This window comes from Streptosporangium sp. NPDC000095 (assembly GCF_042899335.1).
GTDB lineage: Bacteria > Actinomycetota > Actinomycetes > Streptosporangiales > Streptosporangiaceae > Streptosporangium.
In genome coordinates this window covers 348,138-365,366 of the sequence record NZ_JBIAZS010000008.1, presented here as the reverse complement: position 1 = coordinate 365,366, position 17,229 = coordinate 348,138, and the positions used below count along the sequence as shown (strand labels likewise).

General features: G+C 68.9%; 13 protein-coding genes. 9 read left to right on the top strand and 4 right to left on the bottom strand.

Annotation, left to right across the window (positions count from 1 at the left end; genetic code table 11):
* Positions 1–1,115: 1,115 nt before the first annotated feature.
* Positions 1,116–2,291 (top strand): sugar phosphate isomerase/epimerase family protein, encoded by a 1,176-nt coding sequence (locus ACFY3V_RS20460; RefSeq protein ID WP_389775284.1) that lies wholly within the window; start codon positions 1,116–1,118, stop codon positions 2,289–2,291.
* Between the two features lie 187 nt (positions 2,292–2,478).
* Entirely contained in the window at positions 2,479–5,817 is a 3,339-nt protein-coding gene (locus tag ACFY3V_RS20455; RefSeq protein ID WP_389775281.1) for a PQQ-dependent sugar dehydrogenase, read from the top strand.
* A gap of 186 nt (positions 5,818–6,003) precedes the next feature.
* Here ACFY3V_RS20455 and mctP read toward each other — a convergent pair whose 3' ends face one another.
* A complete protein-coding gene (mctP, locus tag ACFY3V_RS20450; RefSeq protein WP_389775278.1) occupies positions 6,004–7,638 on the bottom strand; it encodes a monocarboxylate uptake permease MctP in 1,635 nt (544 codons plus the stop codon).
* Positions 7,639–7,642: 4 nt separating this feature from the next.
* Positions 7,643–7,855, bottom strand: coding sequence for a DUF3311 domain-containing protein (locus tag ACFY3V_RS20445; protein ID WP_362901205.1), 213 nt, complete (start codon positions 7,853–7,855; stop codon positions 7,643–7,645).
* 412 nt (positions 7,856–8,267) lie between these two features.
* On the opposite strand from ACFY3V_RS20445, the gene ACFY3V_RS20440 reads away from it, so the two are divergent.
* The 4 genes from ACFY3V_RS20440 to ACFY3V_RS20425 all read left to right on the top strand — a co-directional run bounded on the left by ACFY3V_RS20440 (position 8,268) and on the right by ACFY3V_RS20425 (position 10,425).
* Positions 8,268–8,657, top strand: coding sequence for a VOC family protein (locus tag ACFY3V_RS20440; protein ID WP_362901207.1), 390 nt, complete (start codon positions 8,268–8,270; stop codon positions 8,655–8,657).
* Positions 8,650–8,970, top strand: coding sequence for a metalloregulator ArsR/SmtB family transcription factor (locus ACFY3V_RS20435; protein WP_350947132.1), 321 nt, complete (start codon positions 8,650–8,652; stop codon positions 8,968–8,970). Before ACFY3V_RS20440 ends, ACFY3V_RS20435 begins: the two co-directional genes overlap by 8 nt.
* Complete coding sequence (locus tag ACFY3V_RS20430) at positions 8,963–9,391, top strand: SRPBCC domain-containing protein (RefSeq protein ID WP_362901211.1); 429 nt, start codon at positions 8,963–8,965, stop codon at positions 9,389–9,391. The genes ACFY3V_RS20435 and ACFY3V_RS20430 overlap by 8 nt, the downstream gene beginning before the upstream one ends.
* A 119-nt stretch (positions 9,392–9,510) precedes the next feature.
* On the top strand, positions 9,511–10,425 hold the full coding sequence (locus ACFY3V_RS20425) for an SDR family oxidoreductase (RefSeq protein WP_389775273.1): 915 nt from the start codon (positions 9,511–9,513) through the stop codon (positions 10,423–10,425).
* Positions 10,426–10,558: 133 nt separating this feature from the next.
* Here ACFY3V_RS20425 and ACFY3V_RS20420 read toward each other — a convergent pair whose 3' ends face one another.
* On the bottom strand, positions 10,559–11,749 hold the full coding sequence (locus ACFY3V_RS20420; protein ID WP_389775270.1) for a helix-turn-helix transcriptional regulator: 1,191 nt from the start codon (positions 11,747–11,749) through the stop codon (positions 10,559–10,561).
* Positions 11,750–12,157: 408 nt separating this feature from the next.
* Between ACFY3V_RS20420 and ACFY3V_RS20415 the strand changes: the two genes are divergently transcribed.
* The 3 genes from ACFY3V_RS20415 to thyX all read left to right on the top strand — a co-directional run bounded on the left by ACFY3V_RS20415 (position 12,158) and on the right by thyX (position 16,581).
* A complete protein-coding gene (locus ACFY3V_RS20415; protein ID WP_389775267.1) occupies positions 12,158–14,299 on the top strand; it encodes an anthranilate synthase component I in 2,142 nt (713 codons plus the stop codon).
* 121 nt (positions 14,300–14,420) lie between these two features.
* A complete protein-coding gene (locus ACFY3V_RS20410) occupies positions 14,421–15,776 on the top strand; it encodes an amidohydrolase (RefSeq protein ID WP_389775264.1) in 1,356 nt (451 codons plus the stop codon).
* Positions 15,777–15,888: 112 nt separating this feature from the next.
* Positions 15,889–16,581 (top strand): FAD-dependent thymidylate synthase, encoded by a 693-nt coding sequence (thyX, locus tag ACFY3V_RS20405; RefSeq protein ID WP_362901221.1) that lies wholly within the window; start codon positions 15,889–15,891, stop codon positions 16,579–16,581.
* A 6-nt stretch (positions 16,582–16,587) separates the two neighbouring features.
* On the opposite strand, the gene ACFY3V_RS20400 is transcribed toward thyX, so the two are convergent.
* Entirely contained in the window at positions 16,588–16,917 is a 330-nt protein-coding gene (locus ACFY3V_RS20400; protein ID WP_350947139.1) for a hypothetical protein, read from the bottom strand.
* Positions 16,918–17,229: the final 312 nt, after the last annotated feature.

Below are 17,229 nucleotides of genomic sequence, written 5' to 3'. Positions count from 1 at the left end.
GGACGGTGTGGGAGAGTAGGTCACCGCCGGACAATCTTTCATGAAAGGGCTCTCACCGTTTGGTGGGGGCCCTTTCGTGCTTTCCAGGGCCTTTTTCAAGCGATGCCCAGCGGGGTCTCGAGGGCGGCCCAGCGGCGCTCAAGCGGTGTTCCGAACCTCCAGACGTCGAAGGCCGGGACTCCCGAGCCTCCACGTTCCAGGCCGGCAGAGGCAAGGACTCCGGGGAAGTTCCCGGGCCTCTGCGAGGCGAAGGGGTTCTGTGAGACGAAGCCGCTTTCGCTTCACGGGCGTCACGTTCTGACGGTCGGCACCGGGCCCGCCTGAGTACGACGAAACCCTCGATGCGCAACCCTGGGCGTGGAGCTCGCCGAGCGTGTCACGGAGAGCCGGCCGCTGTTCATGCACCAGCCGAAGCGTGATCGTCGCGGCGATGCTCATGATCGGGAAGCGATGCTCGACCTACGCTGAGGCGCGCGGCGGGGTGGTGTTCTCCTTTCTTCGTTCTCCTCGCCGGGATGATCGGTTCCCCTCGGCCTTGAGCCCCCTACGGTCAGCTACTTTTGTCAAATTTGACAGAAGTTTCAGCGTGGCCGACCGAAGTCACCGCTCAATACGTTCTGTGATCACCCGTGTCGGGGTGGGGTGGGAGTGACCGGCGAGACGCAGGTCGAGTCGCGTGACGGCTCCAGGGGAGGGGCGTCTCTGGAGTGCCTCGTAGGGCCGTTTGCCCATATTGTTACAAACCGAGTCTATTGCGACGTTCCGCGCGTGGCCACCCCGCCTGATCAGGCAAGATCTCTCGATCGGGGGTGTATGGGAGCGTGTCCGGTACGGCTCCACCCCGGAAGGACTTTGGTCGTCCGTCGTAGAAAGTTCAAGTGATCATGGCAAAAGTTCTTCCAAAAGGTGCAGAAGACGCGTAACTTCCACGCCAAGTTCTCTGCACACCACCGAGAGGACGAAGTGAGTCGGCCGGCGGCGTCCGCAGGCGGATCTCCTCGAAGAGGCGACCCGCGGGTGGGGGCCGGGGCCTGCGGCGGAAGGGAGTCGGTGGTCACCCGGCTGAGGCATCGGGGACCGCAGGGCTCCATCCACCCACACGAAGGTAGGAAAACATGAGTGCACACGAAGAAGAGACCGACGAGATCGCGGGCGCGCTGCGCCGCAGGCTCGGGCTGAACCGCCGCCAGTTCCTCGCCGCCACGACGGGGGTCACCGCGGTGGCCGCCATGTCGGCGGTGGGTCCGCTCGCGTCGGCCGCGTACGCGTCCCCCGACGGCGACCAGGAGCGCGGGAAGGGCCACGGCCACGGTCACCAGGACGCCCTGGTGCCGGAGGCGAAGCGGGGCATCATCCTCTACACGGTCCGTGACGTCGTCTCCCGCGACCCGGCGATGAACCTGCCGGCGGGCTTCCGGCGCGTGTTCGAGGAGCTCTCGCGGATCGGCTACAAGCAGGTGGAGTTCGCCGGCTACCGCCAGCACGCGAACGCGGAGGGCGGAGCCGACCTGGAGACCGTCGAGGGTGCCCGGCTGCTGCGCCGGTGGCTCGACGACAACGGACTCAAGGCCCAGGGCAACCACGGCTTCATTCCCAGCTCCTGGCCGCTCACCCAGGCCGATCTCGACCGCTTCAAGAGGACGCTGGAGATCGCCAACATCCTCGGCATGGAGCACGTGGGCACCGGCAGCGACCCGACCAACAGCGCCTACAAGGCGGACTGGGACCTCGCCGCCCAGAAGTGGAACGGTCTCGGCGCGCTCGCCTCGGCCGCCGGTCTCAAGCTGTACACGCACAACCACGACGCGGCCTACAGCTTCCTTCTCGACGAGGGACCCCTCGACGAGCTGGGTCGGCCCACCCGCTCGTCGGGCGTCCGGAAGCTGGAGTACTTCCTGGAGATCACCAACCGCAGGGACGTCTATCTCGAGCTGGACATCTACTGGGCGCACGTGGCGCAGTACAAGCACCGCGAGTACGTCGCGCACAACGGCAAGACCCGGACCGACATCTTCGACCCCCTGAAGCTCGTGAAGCAGAACGACAAGCGGTTCCCGCTGTTCCACGCCAAGGACGGGAAGTCCAGTGCCACCGCCAACGGCTACGACATGGTGCCGTTCGGAACCGGTGACATCGACTACCAGGCCTTCTTCTCCAAGCTGGACATCGAGAAGCGCCATAACCCGATGTACGAGCAGGACAACGCGCCAGGCGGGACCGCCGAGCCGGGCCGCTCGCTCCAGTACGCCGACCTGAGCTACAAGAACCTCTCCGCCCTGCGCCGTCACTGAGAGTTCGGCGCATACCTTAACCGCACCTCAGAGCACACACCTCGAAGAAGAATCCGAGGAAGAACCCGAGGAAGGATCCAGCGGATCCGGAGGGTTCGGCGGACCGCCACGTGATCGAAGCCGTTGCCGCGGCACGCGTGGCGGCCCGCCATGTCCTGATACCCCCCTGAAGAAGAGGCTCAGGAAGTTGAAGCTTACCCGCGCCATGCTCGGCGGAGCACTGGCCGCCCTGCTGTTTCCCCTGGCGGTGCCCAGTGCCGCCCCCGCACAGGCCCAGCTCCAGGACGCGGCCACGAACTGGTCGAACTACGAGAAGATCACGCTGACCAAGAACGTCGGCGAGCCGATCGACATGGCGGTCCTGCCGGACAGCAGAGTCCTGCACACCGCCCGCAACGGTGACATCCGCCTGACCGACGGCGCCACCGGTATCACCAAGATCATTAACACGATCCCCGTCTACGCGAACTCCGAGGACGGCCTCCAGACGATCGCGATCGACCCCGGGTTCGCCGAGAACAAGTGGGTCTACGTCTACTACGCGCCGAAGACGATGACGGCCCCGTACCCGGAGACGACCCCCACCGGTTCCGCGCCCAACTCGCTGCCCGCGGGCGCGGACGAGTCGTACTGGGACCAGTGGAAGGGCTACAACCAGCTGTCACGGTTCAAGTGGACCGGTGACGCGCTGGACCTGTCCACCGAGCAGGTGATCATCAAGGTCGAGGTGCAGCGCGGGCAGTGCTGCCATGTCGCGGGCGACATGGACTGGGACGCCGAGGGCAACCTCTACCTCGCCACCGGCGACAACACGCCCGCGGGTACGCCCGGCGCCAACGGTATGGCGCCCAACAACGACGCCCCGGGGATGAACCCCGGACTGGACTCGCGGCGTGGCGCGGGCAACAGCAACGACCTGCGCGGCAAGATCCTGCGGATCACCGTGAAGGAGGACGGCTCCTACACCGTCCCGGCGGGCAACCTCTTCCCGCCGGGAACGGCCAAGACCCGTCCCGAGATCTTCGTGACGGGGCTGCGGAATCCCTTCCGCATGGACGTCGACGACGTGACCGGCACGGTCTCCTGGGGCGACTACGGTCCCGACGCCGGGGCGCCCGATCCCGCCCGGGGACCCCTGGGCTACGTCGAGTGGGACGTCACCCCCATCGACAAGCCGATGAACGGCGGCTGGCCCTACTGCACGGGAAACCACTTCAACTACAACGACTGGAACTTCGCGACCGCGACACCGCGCGAGTGGTTCGACTGCGCGGCGGGGCCGGTGAACACCTCCCGCTGGAACACCGGCGTGGACAAGCTGCCGCCCGCGACCCCGGCCACCCTCTACTACGGTGACAACAACACCCACCAGCCCGCGGAATGGGCCGGGCTCACCGACTTCGAGCCCGCGGGCGGCCAGGGACCGATGGGGGGTCCCGTCTACCACTACGACGCGGCGAACCCCTCGACGACGAAGTTCCCCGCGTACTGGGACAAGAAGTTCTTCTTCGCCGAGTTCTCGCAGGACTATCTCGCGGCGTTCACCGTGACGGCGCCTGGCGGGCCGGTGACCAAGATCGAACACTTCCTGCCCAACAAGGCGCTGACGGCGGGGGTGATGCCGATCACCGACAGCCCGATAGACATCGAGTTCGGCCCCGACGGGTCGCTGTACGTGCTCGACTACGGTGACGGCTTCTTCCGTGCCAACCCCGACTCGGGTCTGTACCGCATCGACTACGCCGAGGGTAACAAGACCCCGCAGGCGAAGATCGTCGCCAAGCCGTCGTCGGGCAGCACCGCGCCTCTCACTGTCGACTTCAGCGCGGCCTCGTCGACCGACGCCGAGCCGGGCCCGCTGACCTACGAGTGGGACTTCAACGGCGACGGGACCTTCGACGCCACCGGTGTGACGGCCTCGCACACCTACCCCGCGCTCGGACAGTACGTCGCCAGGCTCCGCGTGACCGACACGCAGGGCAAGTTCGGGCTCACCTCCACCGAGATCACCGTGGGTAACACCGCGCCCGAGGTGACCATCCAGTCGCCGGGTAACGGCTCCTTCTTCAACTGGGGCGACGCGGTGCCGTTCCAGATCAAGGTCTCCGACAAGGAGGACGGCGACAACCCGGTGTGCAGCCGGGTGCAGTGGAACTTCGGCCTCGGCCACGACACGCACGCGCACCCGGAGACCCTCGGTTCCGGATGCTCGGGCGCGTGGCCGACACCGGCCAACGCTCCCGAGCACGGCGAGACCGAGAACATCTTCGGCGTCGTCGTCGTGAACTACCGGGACAACGGCGCCGGTGACATTCCCGGGGCGGTCGGTGAAGCCGCGCTCATCCTCAACCCCAAGGAGCTGCAGGCCGAGCACGCCGACACGAGCAGCGGCGTCACCAAGGTGGAGGACGCGAGCGCGTCCGGCCTGGCGAAGATCACGTCGTTCGACGCCGGTGACTGGATCGCGTACGAACCGGTGAACTTCGCCGGTGTCACCGGGGTGAAGACCCGCGCCTCCGGCGCGGGAACGCTCTCCCTGCGATGGGGCTCGGAGACGGCGGAGCCGTTCGCCACCGTCACCGTGCCGGCAGGATCGGGCTGGCAGAGCGTGGAGACCGCGCTCACCGGCGCCCCGACCGGCAGCGGTGAGCTCTACGTCACCTCGACCGGTGGTGTGGAGGTCGACGGGTTCACCTTCCAGGGCGACGGTGTCGCCGACAAGACGCCCCCGACCGTGTCGGCCACGCTCACCCCGGCCCAGCCGGGTGGGGAGAACGGCTGGTACACCGGCAACGTCACGCTGGCGGTCACCGCGACCGACAACGGCACGGTGGCGAGCAGGCAGTATTCGCTCAACGGCGGTACGACGTGGCTGAACGCCAACAACCCGGTCACCCTGAGCGCGGAGGGTGCCCTTGATGTGCGCTACCGGGCGACCGACAACGCGGGCAACGTCTCGCAGATCGGCACCGTCACGGCGAAGATCGACAAGACCGCCCCGGTCCTGACCGTGAGCGGGGTGGAGCCCGGCAAGTACGGCGACTCCGCGTCCATCACACCCGTCTTCTCGGCGTCCGACGCGACGTCGGGGGTGGCGAGCGTGACGGCGGCCATCGGTGACCTGGAGGTCGTCTCCGGAAAGGCGATCGCCCTGTGGGAGCTGGCGCTCGGCGCGCACACGCTGACCGTCACCGCGAAGGACAAGGCGGGGCACGTCACGAAGCGGACCGTCGAGTTCGAGGTCACGACCTCCGTCGCCGACATGCAGAAGCTCATCGACCACTTCAAGGCGGCCGGGCAGCTGTCGGCCAAGGGCGCCGAGAAGCTCCACGACAAGCTCTCCAAGGTCATGGTGTCCGAGGACAAGGGGCGCGAGCGCGACAAGAAGAAGATCATCAAGAAGCTTGAGCGCTTCATCGAAGAGGTCAACGATCCGAAGATCGTCTCCAACCCGGTGGTGAAGGCCACGCTCCTGCGTGACGCCAACGCCCTGATCGCGCAGTATCGCGATCCGGCCGCCGGATAACGCCGACGCGCTGATGCCGACACGTTGACGGCGACGCGCTGACGACGACGCGGGGGGAGAGCCTGACAGGCTCTCCCCCCGCGCTCGTTTCCGGGTCCCGGTGGGTGACGGGAGGCTCACGGCCGCGTCGCCCGGGACCGGGATCCCGGAGCCGGGCCACGTCCGGGTGCCGGTGGATCCCGGAGCCTAGGGTTCGGGGGCCGGGTCCGGATCCGTCCGGTGGGCTCCGTGGGGGGCGAGGTCGAGATCCTTGATCCTGGGGTCGCCCTCGTCGGCGAAGTAGTGGTCGGGCTTGGTGGAGTCGTCGCCCTCGGCCATCCTGGCGGAACGCGCGATGACGGTACCGAGCGCGGCGACGGCGAGGTTGACCGCGAGGGCGAGGATGCCCGCGTAGATCGTCATCTTGGTGTCCAGTCCCAGCTTCTCCAGCGGGAACGCCGACCCCGCGAAGTGCAGCTTGCCGGTGGCCGGGTTGCCGATGTTGTAGAGCAGGAGCATCCCGGCCCCCATGCCGGCCACCCAGCCGGCGATCAGGCCGCCCCGGTGGAACCAGCGGGTGTAGAGGCCGAGCGCCACCGACGGGAGCGTCTGCAGGATGATGACACCGCCGATGAGCTGCAGGTCGATGGAGAAGCCGGTATCCAGGAACAGGATGCACAGCACCGCGCCGACCTTGACGAGCAGCGAGGTGATCTTGGAGACGCGGGCCTCGTCGGCGTCGCTCGCGTCCCGGTTCAGATACTCCTTGTAGATGTTGCGAGTGAACAGGTTCGCCGCGGCGATGGACATGATGGCCGCGGGGACCAGCGCGCCGATGCCGATCGCGGCGTAGGCGACGCCGGTGAACCAGTCGGGGAACATCCTGTCGAACAGCTGGGGCACGATCGTGTTGTTGTCGGTGCCGATGGGCTGGATCCCGGCCGCGATGGCCATGAAGCCCAGCAGGGCGATCAGGCCGAGCAGCAGGCTGTAGGCGGGGAGCGCCGACATGTTCCGCTTGATCACGTCGCGGTTCCTGGAGGCGAGGATGCCGGTGACGCTGTGCGGATAGAGGAACAGCGCGAGCGCCGAGCCCAGGGCGAGCGTGACGTACTGCAGCTGGTTGTTCGCGTTGAGCAGGATCCCGTCGCCGGGTGCGGCGCTGGCGTCGAACTTGGCCTGGGCGGCGTCGAAGATGCCCGACCAGCCGCCCTCGATCTGGGCGGGGATCGCGAAGATCGCGACCAGGATCACGATGTAGATCAGCGTGTCCTTGACGAACGCGATCAGCGCGGGCGCGCGCAGGCCCGACTGGTAGGTGTACGCGGCCAGGATCGCGAACGCGATGATGATCGGCAGATGACCGGTCACCCCCATCGACTTCAACACGGCCTCGATGCCGACGAGCTGAAGCGCGATGTAGGGCATCGTCGCGACGATGCCGGTGATCGCGACCAGCAGCGCGAGGGTGGGGGAGCCGAACCTGGCCCGGACGAAGTCGGCCGGGGTGACGAAGCCGTGCACGTGCGAGACCGACCAGAGGCGGATCAGCACCAGGAACACGATCGGGTAGACCACGATGGTGTACGGCACCGCGAAGAAGCCCATCGCGCCCGCCCCCCAGAGCAGGGCGGGTACGGCCACGAAGGTGTAGGCGGTGTAGAGGTCGCCGCCGACCAGGAACCAGGTGACCCACGAGCCGAAGTTGCGGCCGCCGAGTCCCCACTCGTCGAGGCTGGCCAGGTTCTCCGGGCGGCGCCAGCGCGCGGCCACGAATCCCATGCCGCTGACCACCAGGAACAGTACGGAGAAGATGATGATCTCTGTCAGGTGGGCTTCCATCGGGTCACCGCCGCCGCTTCGTCATCCGGTACACGATCGAGGTGCACGTGACACCGATCGCGATGAAGGCGAGCTGGAGCCAGTAGAACATCGGGAAACCGAAAAGCCGGGGTTCATCGGAATTGTAGAGAAGCGGGAGCAAAGGTAGGATGATCGGCACGATAAGCAGCCAGTTCCATGGGCTGCGATCGCTCCGGTCCCCGTTTGGAGTGGTCAACGTGGTCTCCTTGAGCTGGAGAATGGACGCCCGGGCAGGGATATCCCCTTCGGCTGACCGGCAGCGTAATTACGCCGCCGTTCCATTCGGGTCACCGAGCGCCGAGTGGCACGTGTGGCGCGACGAACGGTGGCTCGGCCCCGCCGCCGAGGTTCCAGGCCAGGTCGCGGGCGTCGTACGTCTCCGAGTCCTTCACTTCGCCGCCGGTATCCCACCGATCGCCGACCTCTCGGCGCGGTTTCCTTGACAATATGGAGTGCATTTCGTAAAGGCGTACAGGCAGGATTGGCCGCCTCCCGCCTCCCGCCTCCCGCCTCCCATGTGGCGCGAATGGGTCCTTCCTGTCGTGGGCGCCGCAGCGGTTACCGGTCATCGTTTGACTGGTAGGAAATCTCCTACCTATTCTTGGGGCATGACCATCACACACATCCAGTTGCTCTCCCTGCCCGTCGCCGACCAGGAGCGGGCGAAGAACTTCTACGTCGGCACGCTCGGCTTCGATCTCGTCTCCGACAATCCGATGGGGCCCGATCGGCGATGGGTGCAGGTGGCTCCCAAGGGCGCCGACACCGCCATCACGCTCGTCACCTGGTTCGACACCATGTCGCCAGGCTCGCTCAAGGGCCTGGTGCTTGAGACCGACGACCTCGACGGTGACGTGGCGGAGCTGAGCGGCCGCGGGGTGGCGATCGAGGGGGGCATCCAGCAGTCGCCGTGGGGGCGGTACGTCACCTTCGACGACCCCGACGGCAACGGGATCGTGTTGCAGACCACCGTGGTGAACGTGTCCGCCGGTGGCTGAGACGGATGTGTTCGCCGCGGTGGCCAACCCCACCAGGCGCCGGTTGCTCGGCCTGCTCCTGGACGGTGGCCCGCAGCCGGTCCAGGAACTGGCCGGCCACTTCGACATGCGCCGGCCGAGTCTGTCGGAGCATCTCAAGGTACTCAAGGACGCCGGCCTGGTGGTCGAGCGCAGGGCCGGTCGGCAGCGGCTGTACTCGTTGAACTCCGAGCCGCTGCGAGAGATGTCGGAGTGGCTCACGCCGTACGAGCGGTTCTGGCGGGAGAGACTCTCCAGCCTTCGTGACCTTCTGGACGCCGAGGACGATGACTGACCCGACCCTGATCCAGACCGATCAGTATCTCGCCCACCCGCCCGCGCGGGTCTGGCGGGCGCTCACCGACACCGACCTGCTGGCGCGCTGGCTGATGCCCAACGACTTCAAGCCGGTCGTCGGTCACCGGTTCACCTTCAGGACCGAGCCGAAACCGAAACACGGCTTCGACGGCGTCGTGCACTGCGAGGTCCTCGACCTGGAGCCGGAACGCCTGCTGCGCCTGTCCTGGAGGGGCGGGAGGCTGGACACCACGGTGGTCTGGAGGCTGGAACCCGAAGGGCGCGGCACCCGGCTGTTCCTGGAGCACGCCGGGTTCGACCCCGACGATCCCATCCAGCGGCGCACGCGCGCCATCCTCGATGGGGGGTGGCGCTCGCACGTCCTCCGTGCACTGGAGGAGGCGCTGGCGACCGGCTGATCCCGGCCGGGCGCCACGTTCCTTCGCTTTCCCCCTGCCGTTTCGGTCGTCGCGTTCTTCGGCAGGCGTGGCGCGAAAACATGACAGAGGATGTCCTGTTTTCGCGTCACGCTGATCTCATGACAAGAGCGCTGGAAGGGAAGGTCGCCCTGGTCGCGGGGGCGACGAGGGGGACCGGGCGGGGCATCGCGGTGGAGCTGGGCGCGGCCGGTGCCACGGTCTACTGCACCGGGAGGAGCACGCGGGCACGACGCTCGGAAATGGGCCGCTCGGAGACCATCGAGGAGACGGCCGAGCTGGTGACCCGTGCCGGTGGGCGGGGCGTCGCGGTCCAGGTGGATCACCTGGAGTCGGAGCAGGTGCGCCTCCTGGTGGAACGGATCAGCAACGAGCAGGGCAAACTCGACATCCTGGTCAACGACGTTTGGGGCTCCGACTCGCTCACCGAGTGGCACGTCCCCGTCTGGAAACACTCTCTCGACGACGGTCTGCGCATCCTCCGGCTGGCGGTGGACACTCACCTCATCACCAGCCACCACGCCCTGCCCCTGCTGATCGAGAATCCCGGGGGCATGGTGATCGAGGTGACCGACGGCACCCTGGAGTACAACATTTCCAACTACCGGCTCTCGGCCTTCTACGACCTGGCCAAGATCTCGGTGAACCGCCTGGCGTTCATCCAGGGTCACGAGTTGCGCCCGCACGGCTGCGCCGCGATCTCGCTCACCCCCGGCTGGCTCAGGTCGGAGAACATGCTGGAACTCTTCGGCGTCACCGAGGAGAACTGGCGGGACGCCACTGCCAAACAGCCGCATTTCGTGATCTCCGAGACACCCGCCTACACCGGTCGCGCGGTCGTCGCCCTCGCCGCCGACGAGGACCGGATGCGCTGGTCGGGGCAGTCGGTGTCCAGCGGGCAACTCGCCCAGGTGTACGGCTTCACCGACGTCGACGGCAGCAGGCCGGACGCCTGGCGCTACATCGAGGAGGTCGAGAGCAAGGGGAAACCCGCCGACGCCACCGGCTATCGCTGACCGGCGCCGCGACCGCCGGTTCGGCCCGCCGTGAGGGATCAGCGGCCCCAGGGGGGCGTAAGAGGTCAGCGGTTCGAAGGCCGGGCCCGTCGCGAGGGGGCAGTGCTCCCAAGATTGGAATCGTCGTGAGAGGTCAACGGTCCGGCGTGCCGGTGTCATCGGAGGAGCGGGGAGCGGAGTACAGGCCGTGCAGGCGGACCGCGGCCTCGGCGAGGCGGGCCCGGAGGCCGGGTGGGTCGACGACCTCGGCCTCCGGGCCGAAACCGAGGATCTGGGCGTAGGCGACCTCCAGCGACTCGACGGGCAGGCGGAACGTGACCCACCCCTGCTCGTCGGGCTCGCCGGCGGAGGCCAGGGCGGCGTCGAGGGCGGCGGGATCGGCGACGGAGGGGAGCGCGCGGCGGCCGGCGGGACTGAGCCGTACGGTGACGTGCGTGGTGAGCAGGGACCCGGCGAACCGCGCCACCCGCTCCGTCCAGAAGGCGGCGAGGTCGAAGGCGCCGTCCCGCTCGAAGCGCAGGTCCGAGTGGATCTGGACCTCGTCGAAGCGGTCGACCCGGTAGATGGCGAACCGGGTCGCCAGGTACCAGACTCCCGCCTTCAACACGAGCCCGTACGGCTCCAGGCGCCGGGCGGTGCCGGCCTGCTGGGTGCCCGCGGCCTGCTCTGCGTCCCCGGTCTGTCCGTCGCGCTCGGTCCGCCCGTGGTCTCCGGACTGCTCGGTCCCTCCGCTCGGCCTGTCACGCTCACTCCGCCCGGTGTCTTCGGGGCGCCCGATCCGCCCGGTCTTCATGGTCTCGCCCGATGGCCCTGTCTGTTCGCCAGGGCGGTGGCGCGCGGCACGCCGGTAGAGGGCGGTGACCGGGTGATCGCCCCACACCGCCCTGGCCAGGGGCGCCAGCGCCTGCGGCGGAGGCCGCTCGCTCGCGAACCAGCCGGGGGCGTCCAGGTGGAAGCGCTGGGCCGCGGTCGCGGGGGCGTCGCGGAGGCCGGGAGAGAGCGCGGCCGCGGCTTTCAGCCGCGCCGTGGCCGCCACCTCGCTCAGCCCCATCTCCCGCAGGGCCTGGGGAACCCCCGACAGGAACAGTGCCTCCGCCTCGGCCCGGTCAAGGCCGGTGAGACGGGTGCGGTATCCGTCAAGCAGCCGGTAGCCGCCACCTCGCCCGCGGTCGGCGTACACCGGCACGCCGGCCTCGGAAAGGGCCAGCACGTCACGGTGGACGGTCCGCTCGGAGACCTCCAGTTCCCGGGAGAGCTCCGCCGCGGTCATCCCGCCCCGGCCCTGGAGCAACAGGACCAACGACATCAACCTGGCCGCACGCACCCTCCGACCCTAGCCCCGGTGACGGTGACGGTGACGGTGACGGTGACGGTGACGGTGACGGTGACGGCCGGAAGGGGAGCGGGTGGCGGTTGGAGCCGGACCGGGCGACGACCCGGCGGACAATCCGGCAATCCGGCCCGGTGTCGAGCCGCTAGTCTTTTACATAGGTTTCATGGGGTTTTTGGCCCCTGCGGAGCGTCGAGGACCCGCCACCGCGTCACGTTGCATGATCGCGGTTGCCGCCGGTACTCTGGCCACATGCGACACCCGATTACCCTTCAGTGGTGGCGCCGCTTCTAGGCGGCGCAGGTTTCGCATTCGCGAGCAGACAAACGGCCGCCCGGGGAGGTGGCCTTTTCTGTGTCCGCCCCCTCAGGGCATCAGGGAAACAAGAGGGGCGATACCGCAGTGGAGACGAGCCGATATACCACCGCCGGCGGCATAGGGGTCGAGGTCACCGCGTCCGACGTGCCCGAGACGGTGCTTGAGGACGTCGTCACGACGCTCGGCGAGCGCCGTGGCGGAGTGCTCTCTTCCGGGATGGAGTATCCGGGCCGCTACAGCCGATGGCACCTCGCCTATGTCGACCCCTGCCTGGAGATCGTGGCCAGGGGACGCAGGATCTCCGCCCGCGCGCTGAACGCCCGGGGCAGGGTGGTCCTGCCCGCCGTCGTGTCCTGCCTGCTGGCGGCCGGCAAGCCCGTCGAGGAGCCGACGGCCGATCTCGTCGAGGTCTACGTGGCGGAGTCGGAGGACATCCTCCCCGAGGAGATGCGCAGCCGCCGCCCCACCGTTTTCACCGCGATCCGCGAGGTCATCGCCGTTTTCAAGGGAGAGAACGAGCATCTGGGCCTGTACGGCTCCTTCGGCTACGACCTGGCCTTCCAGTTCGAGCCGATCAGGCAGGTCCTGACCCGGGCCGCCGACCAGCGTGACCTCGTGCTCCACCTGCCCGACCGGGTGATGGTGATCGACCGCAAGAGGGAGACCAGCAAGGAGTTCCGCTACGAGTTCACCGTGGACGGCGTATCCACCCACGGGCTCGAGCGCGAGGGGGAGGTCGTGCCGCTGCCCGCGCTCCCGTCCGAGCTTCCCGCAGACCCGGAGAAGGGCTCCTACGCCAAGGTCGTTGCCGCGGCCAAGGAGAAGTTCGTCCGCGGTGACCTGTTCGAGGTCGTCCCAGGCCAGGTCTTCCACGCCCCCTGCACCGACCCGGCCGCCTTCTACCGGGGACTGCGCACGGTGAATCCGGCGCCGTACGAGTTCCTGTTCAACCTCGGCGAGGGCGAGCACCTGGTCGGTGCCTCACCGGAGATGTACGTCCGGGTCAGCGGCGACCGCGTCGAGACCTGTCCCATCTCCGGCACCATCGCCCGAGGCGGCAACCCCATCGAGGACGCCGACGCGATCCGGACCCTCCTGTCCAGCGTGAAGGAGGAGTCGGAGCTGACCATGTGCACCGATGTGGACCGCAACGACAAGTCCCGCATCTGCGTGCCGGGGACGGTCCAGGTGATCGGCCGGCGTCAGATCGAGATGTACTCCCGGCTCATCCACACCGTCGATCACATCGAGGGCCGGCTGCGTCCCGAGTTCGACGCCCTGGACGCCTTCCTCACCCACATGTGGGCCGTCACCGTCACGGGAGCCCCCAAGAACTGGGCGATGCAGTTCATCGAGGACCACGAGGAGACCACGCGACGCTGGTACGGCGGGGCGGTCGGCTACATCGGCTTCGACGGCTCGATGAACACCGGCCTGACCCTGCGCACCGCGCAGATCCGCGGCGGCGTGGCCACCGTGCGGGCCGGGGCCACACTGCTGTTCGACTCCGACCCCGAGGCCGAGGAGCGGGAGACCGAACTCAAGGCCAGTGCCCTGCTGGGCGCCCTGGCGGCGGTCGGCGCGGCCCCGCAGGAGCGGACCGAGGTGAAGGCGGCCGCGGAGCTGCCGGGAAGCGGCATGAAGGTGCTCCTCGTCGACTACGAGGACTCCTTCGTCAACACCCTCGCCGACTACTTCCGTCAGCAGGGCGCCGAGGTCGTCACACTCAGGCACGGCTTCCCCGTCGCGATGATCGACGAGCTGGACCCCTCTCTGGTGGTGCTGTCGCCCGGCCCCGGCTGGCCCTCCGACTTCGGCCTGCCCGCCCTGGTCGGCGCCCTCTACGAGCGTGATCTACCGGTGTTCGGCGTCTGCCTCGGCCTGCAGGGCATGGTGGAGCACGCGGGTGGCACCCTCGAACTGCTGTCCTACCCCGAGCACGGCAAGCGCGGTCAGGTACGGAGGGTGGGCGCGAGTGCCCTGCTCGACGGGCTCCCCGAGGAGTTCACCGCCGCCCGCTACCATTCGGTCCACGCCAAGCAGTCGGGCGTCGCCGGGTTCACCGCCACCGCGTTCACTCCGGACGGCGCGGTGATGGCGATCGAGGACGTCGAGCGACGCCGCTTCGCGGTGCAGTTCCATCCCGAGTCGATCCTCACCGCGGGGGGAGGCGCGGGAGCGAAGGTCATCGCCAACGTTCTTCGGCTCTGCCGCAAGAGCGGGTAAAGAACCCGTGCTTCGCGCCCGGCGAGCACGCCGGGTGACCCTAGAGTTCCCCTCGTCGTGGAGATCGCGGGCGTACCGGGGCCGGTCTCGGCCGGTACGCCTGTGGCGGGGAGGAGCGGGCATGAGGTCGGACGGTGTGCTGCCCGTCGAGTTGCCCGACGCCGTGCGGGAGGCGCTGCTGGCGCCGCTGGTCGACCACAACTGCCACGGCGTGCGCCGCGACGACCTGACCCGGGCACGGTTCGAGACGCTGCTCACCGAAGCGGGAACCCCGGCGCCGCCGGGCACCACCCACTTCGACACCCCCGCGGGCGCCGCGGTCCGCCGCTGGTGCGCCCCCGTCCTCGGTCTCGCCCCGCACGTGCCGCCCGCCGTCTACCTGGCCCGCCGGATGGAACTCGGCGCCGATGAGGTGAACCGGCGGCTGCTGGGCGCCGCGGGAATCGCCACCTTCCTGTTCGACGGCTTCGACGGCTTCGACGGCTCCGACACTTTCGACGGTTTCGGCGACTCGGGCGGACCGAAGGGCCCCGGTGGCCCGGATCGTCGGGACCGCTTCGGCGTGCCCGAGGTGTTACCACCTGCCGAGATGGGCCACGCGGGCGGCGCGGAGACCGCGCGGGTCGTTCCCATCGAACGGGTCGAGGCGGAGGTCGCGGGAAGCGCCGTCTCGGGAGTCTCCTACATCTCCGCCCTCGCCCAGAACCTCGCGGGACGGGCCGTCCGCGCGGTCGCCCTGAAGTCGGTCACGGCCCACCGGTCAGGCAGGCGTCTCGATCCGGCCAGGCCGAGCCGGGGAGCGGTGATCGCGGCGGCCACCCGGCGGCTGGCCTGCCCCGGGGAGAGGCTCACCGACCAGGTGCTGCTGCGCCACCTGCTCTGGACGGCCGTCGACGTGGCCAGGGAGTACGGGCGGCCGCTGCAGTTTCACACCGGTCTCGCTCGCCCCGGCGGCGGTGCGCGCCGCGACACTCATCTGGGACGCGGTGGCCGGATCACCTCCGGCGGTCACGAGGCCCACGGTGGTTTCGGTACCTCCGACGGTCACGCCGGAGGTGTCCCCGGCCCGCACGACGCGGGTCCGGCGCCGGTGGCCGGCTTCATCATGGCCGTGCAGCCGGTGGGCGTCCCCGTCGTCCTGCTGCACTGCCACCCGTTCCACCGCCAGGCGGCCGGGCTGGCGGGGGTCCTTCCGCACGTCTACGTCGACGTGGGGGCGGCCCTGACCCGCAGTGCCACGGGCTCGGCGGCGGTCATGGCGGAACTGCTGGAGCTCGTGCCGTTCCACAAGCAGCTGTTCGGTTCCGGCGGCCACGGCGTGGCGGAGACCTGTCACCTCGGCGCCCTGCACTACCGGCGCGGCCTGGCGGGGGCGCTCGCCGCGAGACTGGCCGACGGCGAGTGGAGCGTCGCCGACGCGGCCCGGGTGGCCCAGATGATCGGCTCCGGCAACGCGCGCCGGATATACCGGTTGTGACGGACGCCCGGCCCAGGGGCGGATGGGCCCCTGGAATAATGGGGCGACTGTTGGTGCGATGAGGGGGAGCCAGTTGACAGGCGATGGGGCAGAGGCACGCTTTCTTGACGACGTGACCGTGGAGCTGGTCAAGCACAGCGCCTCCGACACCGACGTGCTCTGGGCCGCGCGGGTGTCGACCGCCGGGGAGCAGTCTCTGGAGGAGATCGGCAAGGACCCCGAGCGTTCGAAGGGGCTGATCAATTTCCTGATGCGCGACCGGCACGGCAGTCCGTTCGAGCACAACTCGATGACCTTCCTCGTCAGCGCTCCGATCTTCGTCTTCCGTGAGTTCCACCGGCACAGGGCGGGATGGTCGTTCAACGAGGAGAGCGGGAGATATCGCGAGCTTCGTCCGGTCTTCTACGTGCCGGGCCACGACCGGAAGCTGGTGCAGAAGGGCAAGCCGGGGCAGTACGTCTTCGCCGACGGTGACGCCGGGCAGCACAAGCTCGTCACCGAGGTGATGGAGTCGTCGTACCGGAGCTCTTATGCCGCCTACCAGGAGATGCTGGAGGCCGGGATCGCGAGGGAGGTGGCCAGGGCGGTGCTGCCCGTCGGTCTCTTCTCGTCGATGTACGCCACCTGCAACGCGCGCTCGCTCATGCACTTCCTGTCCCTGCGTACCAAGAACGAGCAGGCCAGGGTGCCCTCGTTCCCACAGCGCGAGATCGAGATGGTGGCGGAGAAGATGGAGGCGGCCTGGGCGGAGCTGATGCCCCTCACGCACGCGGCCTTCGCGGCAGCGGGCAGGGTCGCTCCCTAGCCCGCCTCAGCCCGTCGTCTCCGGGGAGCGGGAGAGGACGGGCAGGACGAAGATCTCGGCACCGGGAGGCAGCGCGCAGTCGAGGCCGCCATGGTGCCGGGCGTTCTCCCCGCAGACGAACATGCTGATATGGCGGCGGATGCCCCCGTAGTCGTCGCGGAGTCGCTGCTCCAGGAACGGGTGCGTGCGGCGGAGCATGTCGAGGGCGGAGCCCAGCGTGGGGTGTCCGTCGTCGCGGTCGGCGATCGCGAAGACGCGGATCTCGGTGGTCTCGCCCGCCCAGTGGCGCAGTGTGGCGGGCAGCATGAAGGTCACGAGGGTGACGGGTCTGGCCATCGGCTCAGAGCACCGTGACGTGCGAGGCGGACACGGCCGGGGGCCGAGGGGGGAGCTCACCCCGGTCCGCGGAGGGCCGCCGCCGGTGGAGGGGACCGGGGACGAGGGTGTGCGGACGGGCGGTCCCGGCCGGAGGGCCGGACGGGCGGCGACGGTGGCGGACAGGGCCGGCCGGGCTGCCGGGCGAGTGACGATGATGGCGGACGGGTCCGTGCGGGTGGCGGTCGAGAGGGGGGCACGGGCTGGGAGGGGGGCCCTCGTGCATGACCATCTCCTTTCGGATCGGGCCTCATGCTGCCATGTCACGCCGCG

Excerpts from the sequence above, each read along its gene's own strand:
- ACFY3V_RS20400 (WP_350947139.1), bottom strand. The coding sequence starts at position 16,917 with ATGGCCAGACCCGTCACCCTCGTGACCTTCATGCTGCCCGCCACACTG.
- ACFY3V_RS20460 (WP_389775284.1), top strand. The coding sequence starts at position 1,116 with ATGAGTGCACACGAAGAAGAGACCGACGAGATCGCGGGCGCGCTGCGC.
- ACFY3V_RS20425 (WP_389775273.1), top strand. The coding sequence starts at position 9,511 with ATGACAAGAGCGCTGGAAGGGAAGGTCGCCCTGGTCGCGGGGGCGACG.
- ACFY3V_RS20440 (WP_362901207.1), top strand. The coding sequence starts at position 8,268 with ATGACCATCACACACATCCAGTTGCTCTCCCTGCCCGTCGCCGACCAG.
- ACFY3V_RS20410 (WP_389775264.1), top strand. The coding sequence starts at position 14,421 with ATGAGGTCGGACGGTGTGCTGCCCGTCGAGTTGCCCGACGCCGTGCGG.
- ACFY3V_RS20430 (WP_362901211.1), top strand. The coding sequence starts at position 8,963 with ATGACTGACCCGACCCTGATCCAGACCGATCAGTATCTCGCCCACCCG.
- mctP (WP_389775278.1), bottom strand. The coding sequence starts at position 7,638 with ATGGAAGCCCACCTGACAGAGATCATCATCTTCTCCGTACTGTTCCTG.